We start from the raw sequence: 12,208 nt of genomic DNA, 5'->3' as shown, positions 1-12,208 counted from the left end.
CTCGGGGCATCCCATCGGCCTCGGCACCGCGATTTCAATGAAGCCGTGTTGATCAAGGCCGACCTACCGACTCCGCGCCGACCGAGCCCGCACACCGAGCCCGCAGACCGGGGCGGGCCGTCGGGCGCGTGGTGACGGCCGCTCGGCGCGACGTGCCGGGCAGCGGTCGCCCGTCGAGGGTCCCGCGACTACCCTCGTGCCAACGCAGGTCACCCCGAGGACCAACGCAGGTCACCCCGAGGACCAGGTCACCCCGAGGACGAGGAGTCACGGCATGAGCGAGGCATTGGCAAATCTGCTGAACGAGACGCGCCAGTTCCCCCCGCCGGCCGAACTCGCCGCGCACGCCAACGTCACAGTCGACGCGTACGCCGAGGCCGAGGCCGACCGGCTCGCCTTCTGGGCGAAGCAGGCCGACCGTCTGGCCTGGTCGAAGAAGTGGGACGAGGTGCTCGACTGGTCGAACCCGCCGTTCGCCAAGTGGTTCGTGGGCGGGCAGCTCAACGTGGCGTACAACTGCCTCGACCGGCACGTCGAGGCGGGGCTGGGCGACAAGGTCGCGATCCACTGGGAGGGCGAGCCGGGCGACACCCGCACCCTCACGTACGCCGATCTGCACGAGCTGACCTGCCGGGCGGCGAACGCGCTCACCGATCTGGGGGTGACCGCCGGCGACCGGGTGGCGATCTACCTGCCGATGATCCCGGAGGCGGCGGTGGCCATGTTGGCGTGCGCCCGGGTCGGCGCGGCGCACAGCGTGGTCTTCGGCGGCTTCTCGGCCGACTCGCTGAGCAACCGCATCCAGGACGCCAGCGCCAAGGTGGTGATCACCGCGGATGGTGGTTACCGGCGGGGCAAGCCGTCGGCGTTGAAGCCCACAGTGGACGAGGCGGTAGCCAACAGCCCGTCGGTGGAGCACGTGCTGGTGGTCCGCCGCACCGGCGAGGACGTCGCGTGGACGGAGAAGGACCACTGGTGGCACGAGACGGTGGAGACCGCGTCGCCCGAGCACACCGCTCAGCCGTTCGACTCCGAGCACCCGCTGTTCATCCTCTACACCAGCGGCACCACGGCCCGGCCGAAGGGCATCCTGCACACCACCGGCGGCTACCTCACCCAGGCGTCGTACACGACGCACGCGGTCTTCGACCTGAAGCCGGAGACGGACGTCTACTGGTGCACGGCGGACATCGGCTGGGTCACCGGGCACTCCTACATCGTGTACGGGCCGCTCTCCAACGGCGCCACCCAGGTCATGTACGAGGGCACCCCGGACACCCCGCACAAGGGCCGGTTCTGGGAGATCGTCGACAAGTACCGGGTGAGCATCCTGTACACCGCGCCCACCCTGATCCGCACGATGATGAAGTGGGGCGAGGACATCCCCGCCGGCTTCGACCTGTCCTCGCTGCGCCTGCTGGGCAGCGTCGGTGAGCCGATCAACCCCGAGGCCTGGATGTGGTACAGGCAGTTCGTCGGCCGGGGCGAGCTGCCCGTGGTGGACACCTGGTGGCAGACCGAGACCGGCGCCATGATGATCTCCCCGCTGCCGGGTGTGACCGCTGCCAAGCCGGGTTCGGCGATGACCCCGCTGCCGGGCATCGTGGCCGACGTGGTGGACGACCAGGGCCAGTCGGTGCCGAACGGTGGTGGCGGCTACCTGGTGCTGCGCGAACCGTGGCCATCGATGCTGCGCACCATCTGGGGTGACGACGACCGGTTCATCGACACGTACTGGTCGCGGTTCCAGGGCATGTACTTCGCCGGTGACGGGGCGAAGAAGGACGACGACGGGCACATCTGGCTGCTCGGCCGGGTGGACGACGTGATGCTGGTGTCCGGGCACAACATCTCGACCACCGAGGTGGAGTCGGCGTTGGTGTCGCACCCGTCGGTGGCCGAGGCGGCGGTGGTCGGTGCGACCGACCCGACGACCGGCCAGGCGATCGTCGCGTTCGCCATCCCGCGCGGCAGCACGGACATCGCCGGCGAGGCGGGTGAGCAACTCATCGCCGACCTGCGCAACCACGTGTCGAAGACGCTCGGCCCGATCGCCAAGCCCCGGCAGATCATGCTGGTGGCGGAGCTGCCGAAGACCCGCTCCGGCAAGATCATGCGCCGGTTGCTGCGGGACGTGGCGGAGAACCGGTCGCTGGGCGACGTCACCACCTTGCAGGACTCGTCGGTGATGGACCTGATCTCCTCGGGGATGAGCGGCACCAAGTCCGACGAGGACTGACGGCAGACGTACACACCGGAGGGTGGCGGTCCGTGCGGACCGCCACCCTCCGTCATTTTCTTACGGGTACGGCACGCACGGCCTGACCAGTGTCACATCGGTCGGTCGGTGGAGCCGGGGAAGCTGAACGGACACACGAGGCGGACCACCCCTGTCCTTTCGGCTGGTTGTGATTTAGGTTCACGCAGGTTGGCAGAGTTCGACGCTCATCGCATCGATGGTCGGCCACGCCAGCGTCCTCCTCCCCATGCCCGAGAAATGGAGCGGCATGAACCACAAACCGCAGTCCGGGGCGCGCCGACGACTACTCGTCGCGCTACCCGCCATCGCCCTCGCGGCCACGTCACTGACCGTGACCGGCAGTGCGGCGGCCCAGTCGTCCTCCCCCACCCCCCGGGCGGTGATCGGGGCCGACGAGCACTACATCAACTACGCCGAGCCCGAGGTGCAGCCGGACACCACCGGCCGTGAGGTCAAGGGCAAGGGTGGCGTCTACACCCCGGCCGTGGAGTCCGCGCGCGAGTTCGACCAGAAGCACGCCCGGGGCAACCCGGTGACCGCGCGGCAGCTCGCCAAGGACGAAGCCCGGTCGCTCAAGACGGGCAAGAACCCCCGGCAGTTCAAGAAGTCGCCGACCACCCAGACGGCGAAGCTGCTCACGCTGCTGGTGGAGTTCAACGACAAGGCCAACGACGACTTCACCGACGTGATGGTCCCGAAGACGGTGTTCGAGGACCGGACCTGTGTCCTCGGCACCGTGCAGAACGGCCCGAAGCACAACAACATCCCGAACCCGGCGACCCTGCCGCACGAGGACAACAACTCGATGTGGGTGCCGGACTTCTCGCCGTCGCACTACGACAAGATGCTCTACAGCAAGAAGGGCATCACCGAGCGGGTCCGCACCGACCTGCGCGGCCCGGACGGCAGGAAGGGTGTCGACCTGTCCGGCCGCACCATGCACAACATGTACCTGGAGATGTCCAAGAACGCGTACACGGTGGACGGGCAGGCCAGCCCGTGGATCACCGTGCCGCACTCGGAGGGCTGGTACGCCGCCAACCGCTGCGAACAGGACGAGACCGGCGCGTGGGTCCCCGGCCGTGAGCAGTCGATGAACGGTCACCCGGACAACCCGGACGGCGCGGACCGCCTGGCGGTCGACGCTATCGACGCGCTCGTCGCGAAGGACCCGAGCTTCCCGTGGGCCGACTACGACATCGAGGACCAGGCCGACCGCGACGGTGACGGCAACGTCTACGAGCCGGACGGCGTGATCGACCACCTCGTGCTGGTGCACGCCGGTCAGGGCAAGTCGCGCGGCGGCGGCGCCGAGGGCGTGTACGCCGTGTGGGCGCACTCCTCCACGGTCGCCGGTGGTTACACCATCCCGGGCACCAACCTCAAGGCGTCGAACTACATCGTGCAGCCCGAGGACGCCGGCGTCGGCGTCTTCGCCCACGAGTTCGGCCACGACCTGGGTCTGCCGGACCTCTACGACACGTCCGGCAACGCCGACTCCGACGTGGACTTCTGGGACCTGATGGCGTCGGGGTCGCACTCCGGTGAGATCTTCCAGGCGCTGCCCACCCACATGGGCATCTGGGACAAGTGGGTGCTCGGCTGGGCCGACCCGCTGACCATCCGCCCCGGGTCGAACCCGCGTGAGGTGAAGCTCGGCCAGACGTCGCGTACCCCGATCGACTCCGAGGACGGCATCAAGGTCGACCTGCCGGACAAGGTGACGACGCTGGCCACGCCGCACAGCGGCACCAAGATGTGGCACAGCAACAACGACCAGGAGTGGGCCGACGTCAAGCTCAGCCGCTCGGTCGACGTGCCGGCGGCAGCGGACTCGAAGTTCTGGATGTGGAACAACTACATCATCGAGGAGGACTGGGACTACGGCTTCGTCGAGCTCTCGACCGACGGCGGTACGACCTGGACCGAGCAGAAGGTGTACGACGAGGGCGGCACGGTGGTCACCACGCCGGACGGCTACTCGGACCCGAACGGCCGGATGAACGACTTCGGCGGCAAGAAGTACGGCCTGACCGGCAGCACGAACGGCTGGCGCCACGACTACGTCGACCTGTCGGCGTACGCGGGCACGACGGTGCAGCTGCGGTTGCGTCAGGCCACCGACGAGGCGTTCGAGGAGCGCAACTGGTTCGCCGACGACTTCTCGGTCACCGGCGGCGGCGCCACCACGTGGAGTGACGACGTCGAGGGCGGCGCCAACGGCTGGACGGCCACTGGCGGCACCTTCGTGGACACCACCGGTGGGGGCTGGAAGGTCTCCAGCGGCACCGAAGTCCACGCCCAGTTCTACCTGGCGGAGTGGCGCAACTTCGACGGGTTCGACAAGGGCCTGAAGTACGCCTACGACACCATCTACTCGCACGACGCGTGGAAGGTCGACCGGATCTCCTACAACGCGCCGGGCATGCTGGTCTGGTACCGGGACAGCGCTCTCGGCGACGTCAACCACGTCACCGGGCAGATGACCGCGCTGCCCAGCTACGGCGCGAAGGGTGGGTTGCTCATCGTCGACTCGCACTTCGACCCGTACCGGCGTACCGGTGAGGCGGCGGTGAAGGACCCGTCGGTGACGGACAACCTGCCCAGCCGTCCGCAGTCGGCCAACGCGGCCTTCTCGCTGAACAAGACGTACCCCTTCACGGAGTGCCTGGAGGCGGCGGACGAGCCGTACAGCGCGTACTGCACGAAGTTCAAGGCGCAGGCGCCGGTGAAGGGCTTCACGGACGCCAAGACCTGGTACCCGGGCATCGAGATGCGCGACGGGGCTGCGTACGCGCGGGACAACGACGCCTCGGTGGTGGTGCCGTCGCGGAACAACGCGCCGTACACCACCCGGGTCACCCACCCGGACGGCAGCCCGGCACCGGAGTTCTACGGCACGACCCTCGGCGGTGGCGCGATCGTGCTGGGCACCGGTAACCCCGGCGACCAGGGCGTGAACTACGGCGTCTCGCTCACCATCAAGAAGGCGGCACGGGACAACTCGTCCGCCACGATCTTCGTCACCCCGGCGAGGAAGTAACGGTTTCGCGGATCAACAACTGACAGTGGGGCCGGTGGCGGAGACGCCGCCGGCCCCACTGCCGTACATCGATCATGTTGATCGAAATGAGTCGTTACATTTGGGACCGCGCCGTCCTCGCTGGTCAGCGTGGCTGATGAAGCCCGGGTATGTGACGGTGAAAAGCATTCCCAACAAAATCTTGCAACAAATCGACGCGTGCATCTTCCCACCCGTCGCAGCAGTGTCTATGTTCACCATTGGTCCCACTAGTGGGATCGATCTCCCACCGGCCCGTACCCCCGTATGGCCGGTTCCCTCACACCGGAGGTACCACGTGCGCAAAGTCGCAGTGGGTCTGCTCGGGCTCTCACTGACGGCGACAGGCCTGGCTTTCGGCCCGTCCGCCTCGGCGGCGCCTCAGCCCAAACTGCCGGTAGCAGCACCAGCCGCTGCCGAACCGCAGGCGTTGCAGGACGAACTCCCCGACAAGCTCGAGGACAAGCGCCGCGCGTTGCGTCAGCAGGGTCTCAGCGATGTGCTGAGCGGTCGCAGCAAGCCGATTCAGCGCAACGGAAGCACTGTCGTCAAGGTCGGTCAGGTCGGCAAGACGGGCACCAACGCCAACGCCCGCTCCGCAGCCGGCGCCCAGCCGACCCAGGATCAGTACGTCGAGCTCCAGCGGGAGCGGACCGACAAGATCTTCGTGATCCTGGCCGAGTTCGGTGACGAGCGGCACCCGTCCTACCCGGACAAGGACATGAACCCGAACATCGCCGGACCGGCGACGTTCGAGGGTCCGCTGCACAACAAGATCCCGGAGCCGAACCGGGCGGTCGACAACTCCACCATCTGGCAGCCGGACTTCAGCCCGGAGCACTTCCGCCAGGTCTACTTCGGCACCAACCCGGGCGACGAGTCGCTCAAGCAGTACTACGAGGCTCAGTCCTCGGGTCGCTACACCGTCGAGGGTGAGGTGACCGACTGGGTCAAGGTCCGGTACAACGAGGCCCGCTACGGTCGTTCCGACGACCCGATCGCGGACGACGACGTTGAAAACCCGGCCAACGACCCCGCCGTCTGCGGCGACAACGTCTGCTCGAACACCTGGGCCCTGATCCGCGACGCCGCGAACCAGTGGGTCGCCGACCAGAAGGCCAAGGGCCGGACGGACGCGCAGATCGCCGAGGAGATGAAGTCCTTCGACCAGTGGGACCGCTTCGACTTCGACGGTGACGGCGACTTCAACGAGTCGGACGGCTACATCGACCACTTCCAGATCGTCCACTCCGGCGGCGACCAGGCCGACGGTGACCCGCAGCAGGGTGAGGACGCCATCTGGAGCCACCGTTGGTCGGCGTTCAACAGCTCGCCCGTGGGCCCGCCGAACTTCCCGATCGGTGGCACCCAGATCGGCAACACCGGCGTCTGGATCCGCGACTACACGATCCAGCCGGAAAACGGCGGCCGTAGCGTCTTCTACCACGAGTACGGCCACGACCTGGGCCTGCCGGACGACTACGGACCGGCGGACAACAGCAACGAGCACTGGACCCTGATGGCCCAGAGCCGGCTCGGTGCGAAGAACGACCCGGCCATCGGTGACCGTGGCGGCGACCTCGGCGCGTGGAACAAGCTCCAGCTCGGCTGGCTCGACTACGAGGTGGTCGTGGCGGGGCAGAAGCGCACGCTGGACCTCGGCCCGCAGGAGTACAACTCGGACAAGGCACAGGCCGCCGTGGTGGTGCTTCCCCAGCGGGAATACACGTTCAACTACGGCGCGCCGTTCGAGGGCGCCAAGCAGTACTTCTCCGGTAACGAGGACGACCTCGACAGCAAGATGACGAGGACGTTCGACCTCACCGGCAAGTCCGCAGCGGCGATGTCGCTCAAGGGCAAGTACAGCATCGAGGCCGGCTACGACTACCTCTACTTCGAGGCGTCGACCGACGGCGGTCAGACCTGGACCGACCTGGACGGCACTGTCGGCGGCAAGCCGATCGGCGTCGACGGTGCGGGTCGCCCGGCCCTCGCCGGCAGCAGCAACGGTGCCTGGGCTGACATCAACATCCCGCTGACCTCGGTCGCCGGGAAGGTCGCTCAGGTTCGCCTGCACTACGTCACCGACGGTGGTGTCTCCGAGGGCGGCTTCTTCGGTGACGCGATCACCGTGACCGCCGACGGTCAGACCGTGCTCAGCGACGGTGCCGAGACCGACGCGGGTTGGGCGCTGGAGAAGTTCGAGGTGGTCGGGGCGACCTACACCCGGCTGTTCGACAACTACTACATCGCCGGCAACCGGTCGTACGTCTCGTACGACAAGTACCTGAAGACGGGCCCGTACTTCTTCGGCTACGCGAACACCCGCCCGGACTGGGTGGACCACTACGCGTACCAGGAGGGTCTGCTCATCTCGTACTGGAACACGCGGTTCTCCGACAACAACACCGCTCCGGTTTCGCCCACCAACCCGGGTGGTCACCCGGGCGAGGGTCGCAACCTGTACATCGACGCGCACCCGCGCCCGATCTACAACCTGACCGGTGCTCCGTGGCGCGCCCGCGTCCAGGTGTACGACGCACCGTTCAGCCTCAAGAAGGCTGACTCGTTCACGCTGCACCTCAACAGCCAGCCGCAGTACATCCGCGGTCAGGCCGCTGAGCCCGTGTTCAACGACACCAAGAAGTACTTCTACGAGGAGCTGCCGAACCACGGCGTCAAGCTCCCCGCAGCCGGTGTCAAGATCGAGGTCAAGGAGCAGAACGGCACCTCGATGAAGATCCGGATCAGCTGACCACTGATTCAGCAACACCCAGCGGCGCCCGGGCGGATCATCTGCCCGGGCGCCGCCCTTTGTCCCACCGTGAGGTGGAACCCGACGACCTGCTGGAACGTCCCATCACCGTGCACCTCGCCTCACGCGTCACCCTCATCGCCGCGCTCCTCCTGCTGCCTCTGACCGCGTGCGCCGACCCGAAGGGTGCCGGCCCCCTGGCTGCTCCCTCGGCCTCCGAGACCCCGACGCCGGACGCACCCACCTCGCGCGCATTCAGGCCCGCACAGCCCGCAGCCCCGCCCTCACGGGCCTTCACGCCGCCGCTGTCGCGCACACTCCCGCCGTCCATCGGCATTCCGTCAAAGCCGCCAAAGCCGACACCGCCGACCGATCTACGGGACAACGGCCTGATCACGGGCCACATCACCCGGGGAGGCGGCGGGCCCTGCTACGGGCTCGTCGCCGAGGACGGCCGCGCGTACGCCCTGCACGGCCCGGGCTACGGCAACCTGACCGAGCGCAGTTTCGTCACCCTGCGGATCGTCGCCAGGTCATCCGAGGTGGACTGCGGTGTGGGTGTCCCCGTGAGCATCGTCATGCGTTGACCCCGTCGGGTAGACCCTGACCGGGGTGACGAATCGAACACCGTCGCCACGCCCACTCACGCCGTCCGGCACTTGACGCAGAGTCGCCATCCAAGCACGATCATCGATGTCGATGGTGGACCGGCACCTGCGCTGACGACGCCGCAGCCGACCACCACCTCGGCATCGTCCACGGGGGTGGTCAGGCTTGTCAGGTGGAATCTGGTCGGACACAGACGGCAGCGGTGCAGACCCGCTCTGGAGAGTGAATTCCACGCCACTCGACGCCGCCATGGTGTCGGCGGTGGAGTTGCGACTGCTGCTCGCCGCCCGACAGCGGGAGTTGGTCCGCGCCCAGCATCGTCTGATCGCCCAGTACGCCCAGTTGGAACAACTGGAGGAGCACCGAAGTTCGGTCGCGCTCGGCCCGGACGATGTCGTACGGGACTGGGCGGCGTTCACCCGGCTCTCCGGTCGATTGGCCACCGACGCGCCGGAGGACTGCCGAATCCTGCTCGGCATGCCGCCGGACCCCGCCGCCGGGGAGCCCGACCTGGCTCCGGAGCCACGGCACCGCACGATCCTCGACCGACGACTCCTCGAACGTCCCGGTGGCCTCAATCGCGCCGACCGAGCCGCCCGACCGGAAGGTCAGGTCCGGATAGTCGGGGAGGTGCCCATCTCGATGGTGGTCTCCGCGAAAATGGCCGTGGTCGCACCAATCGGCACCCACCGGTCGGTCGGCTGGGTGCTGCGCGCGCCGGCGCTGGTCGATCTGGCGGGCCACTACTTCGACAGCCTCTGGCGGCAGTCACAGCCCCTGTCCACCCCGAGGGACGCAGGCAGGGACGCGCCGTCGGAGGTGCAGCTGCAGATTCTTCGGCTCGCCGCGCACGGCGCCAAGGACGAGGCCATCGCCCGCAGCCTGGGGCGCAGCCCACGATGGGTCCGGCGGCACTTCGAGTTGCTGGCCGAGCGACTCGGCGCGTCCAACAGGCTCACCGTCGGCATCGCCGCCGCCCGCCGCGGCTGGGTCTGACCTTGCAACTTGCGGAACGTGACCGCTTCGCCCTTCTCCGTGATCAAACCGTCCCAGATCATCGACGTAAGCCGATAGAGATCCTATGGCTCACGTCCGGGAAGGGACCACGTTGAACACAAGAGTGAAGCTGGGACGGCTGGTCGCGGTATTCGCCGCGGTCGTCGTCGGGGGCGGCGTCATCACACCCACGTCCGCCAGCGCCATTCCTCCCAACTTCGACCATGTCGTCTACTGGAACGACGTCCTACTGGACGCCTTCCGCACCAGCAACGGCCCACCCACCACGTTGTCCCGCGCCGGCGCGATGATGCACCTGGCCATGTACGACACCTCGATCTCCATGGGCGGAACCGGGGCGCCCTACATCGCGAAGGTGTCCCCGATCCCCAACTTCAGTTACGACCGCGACACCAACCTCGACGTCGCCGCGTACGACGTACTCCGGACGCTGTTCCCCGCCCAGGCCAGCTACTTCACCGCCAGGTTCAACGACGCCCGGCAGGCCGACCCGCCGATCGGCGAGCCGGGACCCGAGGGGTGGAACAGGAGCATCGGCGAGACGGCCGCACGCAACATCATCAACGCTCGTGCGAACGACGGCTCGACCAACAACGCCGGGTACACCGCCAGCAACACCGCCGGACAGTGGCGGCCAACCGGTTCCGGCGCGGCCGTCGGCCCCAACTGGGGTTTGGTGAAACCCTTCGCCCTGACGTCCGGTTCCCAGTTCCGCCCACCGCTGCCCGGGGGCTTCGGCACGGTGTCCGCGATGCTGACCAGCAGCGCCTACGCCGCCCAGGTCAACGAGGTGAAGAGGCTGGGCTCGGCCACCGCGCCACTGACCGACCGGAACGCCGACCAGACGCAGCAGGCCTTCTTCTGGGCCAACGACGTGAGTGGCACCTACAAGCCGCCGGGTCAACTCTTCGAGCACACCCAGATCGTCGCCAGCCAGCGGACCACGGACACCCCGCGACTCTTCGCCCTCGTCGCGATGGCCATGGCCGACGTCGCCATCGCCTCCTGGGACGCCAAATACAACACCAGCATCGACCTGTGGCGACCGGAGACGGCGATCGCCGAGCCGCAGAGCGACGGCAACGCGGCCACCGTTCCCAACGCCGCTTGGCGCCCGCTCTCCGTCGACCGCAACGGCACCCGGTTCTCCCCGCCGTTCCCGGCGTACATCTCGGGCCACGCCAGCTTCGCCGGCGCTTGGGCGGGTGTCATGAAGCGGTACTACGGCACCGATGCGATCGGATTCGTCGCTACCACCGAGGACCCGAACGCGGTGGGCGTCACCCGTTCGTTCACCAGTTTCAGCGCCGCAGCGACCGAGAACGCCCGCAGCCGCATCTACCTGGGCGTGCACTACCAGTGGGACGCAGACGCGGGCCTGAGCACCGGTGACGCGGTGGCCAACCGGGTCTTCAACATCTACCTGCGCTAGATCCGATCGGCGGCGTCCGGGTCGACGGTCCACGGACCGTCGACCCGGACCCTCGTGTCGGTAGGGGACAACCCGGGCCTTTCCCTGTTCAACGCGACCACCGGGGTCGTCAGCGGCAACCGGGTCCTAGGCTGTCTGCCATGACCGACCAGCGCGGCGGAGCCGTCGACGAGTCCTGTGTCCTCACCGAGGGGCCGTGGACGCACCGCTTCGTCGGCGCCAACGGCAGCCGGTTCCATGTGGTCGAGGCCGGCACCGGCCCGATGGTGCTCTTCCTGCACGGCTTTCCGGAGCACTGGTGGGCGTGGCACCAGATGCTCCCGGCGATCGCCGACGCCGGCTTCCGGGCGGTCGCCGTCGACCTGCGCGGTTACGGCGCCAGCGACAAACCACCCCGGGGGTACGACGGCTACACCCTCGCCGCCGACATCGCCGGGTTGATCCGCGCGCTCGGTGAACGGTCGACGACGATCGTCGGCAGCGGCCTCGGCGGCATGGTGGCCTGGACGGTGGCCTCGTTCCACCCGTCCCTGGTCCGCCGGCTCGTGGTGCTGGGGGCACCGCACCCGCTGCGGCTGCGCACCGCCACCTTCGCCGACCCGCGCGGGCAGTTCGCCGCCTCCACCCTGGCGCTGAAGTTCCAGCTACCCCGCTACGAGCACGTGCTGACCCGGGACGGCGCGGCGGCCATCGGTGAGATCCTGCACCGCTGGGGCGGGCCGCGCTGGGTGGCCGGGTCGGAGTTCGAGGCGTACGCCGAGCGGTGTCGGGAGGCGATGTGCATCCCGCAGGCCGCGTTCTGTGCCCTGGAGGGGTACCGCTGGGCGTTCCGCTCGCTGCTGCGGCTGCACGGCTACCGGTTCGTCCGCCTCATGCAGAAGCCGCTGTCCACTCCGACCCTGCAATTGCACGGCGCGCTGGACGTCGCCTCCCTGCCGCGCACCGCCCTGGGCTCCGGCCGCTACGTCGTCGCCCCGTACGAGTGGCGGCTGCTCGACGGGGTGGGGCACTTCCCGCACCTGGAGGCACCGGAGCTGGTGCTCGGCGAAATCCTGCGCTGGGCCAAGACCTGAC

At 68.2% G+C, this 12,208-nt stretch carries 7 protein-coding genes; all 7 read left to right on the top strand.

Translation table 11 applies throughout. The features are described from left to right. Nucleotides 1-274 precede the first annotated feature (274 nt). The 7 genes from acs to KBX34_RS13340 all read left to right on the top strand — a co-directional run bounded on the left by acs (nt 275) and on the right by KBX34_RS13340 (nt 12,207). Nucleotides 275-2,239 carry an acetate--CoA ligase gene (gene acs, locus KBX34_RS13370; RefSeq protein ID WP_210925181.1) on the top strand — a complete coding sequence of 655 codons (1,965 nt, stop codon included), beginning with the start codon at nt 275-277 and terminating at the stop codon, nt 2,237-2,239. A gap of 268 nt (nt 2,240-2,507) precedes the next feature. Continuing rightward, nucleotides 2,508-5,303, top strand: coding sequence for an immune inhibitor A domain-containing protein (locus KBX34_RS13365; protein WP_247667363.1), 2,796 nt, complete (start codon nt 2,508-2,510; stop codon nt 5,301-5,303). Between the two features lie 331 nt (nt 5,304-5,634). After that, entirely contained in the window at nt 5,635-8,076 is a 2,442-nt protein-coding gene (locus KBX34_RS13360; protein WP_210792624.1) for an immune inhibitor A domain-containing protein, read from the top strand. Nucleotides 8,077-8,150: 74 nt separating this feature from the next. Continuing rightward, entirely contained in the window at nt 8,151-8,663 is a 513-nt protein-coding gene (locus KBX34_RS13355; RefSeq protein ID WP_210925180.1) for a hypothetical protein, read from the top strand. 244 nt (nt 8,664-8,907) lie between these two features. Then, entirely contained in the window at nt 8,908-9,681 is a 774-nt protein-coding gene (locus tag KBX34_RS13350) for a helix-turn-helix domain-containing protein (RefSeq protein ID WP_210925179.1), read from the top strand. A gap of 112 nt (nt 9,682-9,793) precedes the next feature. After that, the gene (locus KBX34_RS13345) at nt 9,794-11,134 is read left to right on the top strand and encodes a vanadium-dependent haloperoxidase (protein WP_210925177.1); all 1,341 of its coding nucleotides are present in this window, start codon (nt 9,794-9,796) and stop codon (nt 11,132-11,134) included. Nucleotides 11,135-11,274: 140 nt separating this feature from the next. Beyond that, nucleotides 11,275-12,207, top strand: coding sequence for an alpha/beta fold hydrolase (locus tag KBX34_RS13340; RefSeq protein ID WP_088951151.1), 933 nt, complete (start codon nt 11,275-11,277; stop codon nt 12,205-12,207). The last annotated feature ends 1 nt before the right edge of the window (nt 12,208 follow it).

The sequence above is a fragment of the Micromonospora sp. M61 genome, from assembly GCF_018070245.1.
Taxonomy (GTDB): domain Bacteria; phylum Actinomycetota; class Actinomycetes; order Mycobacteriales; family Micromonosporaceae; genus Micromonospora; species Micromonospora zamorensis.
The sequence above is the reverse complement of the archived record's forward strand: the minus strand, read 5'-3'. Positions and strand labels throughout refer to the sequence as shown.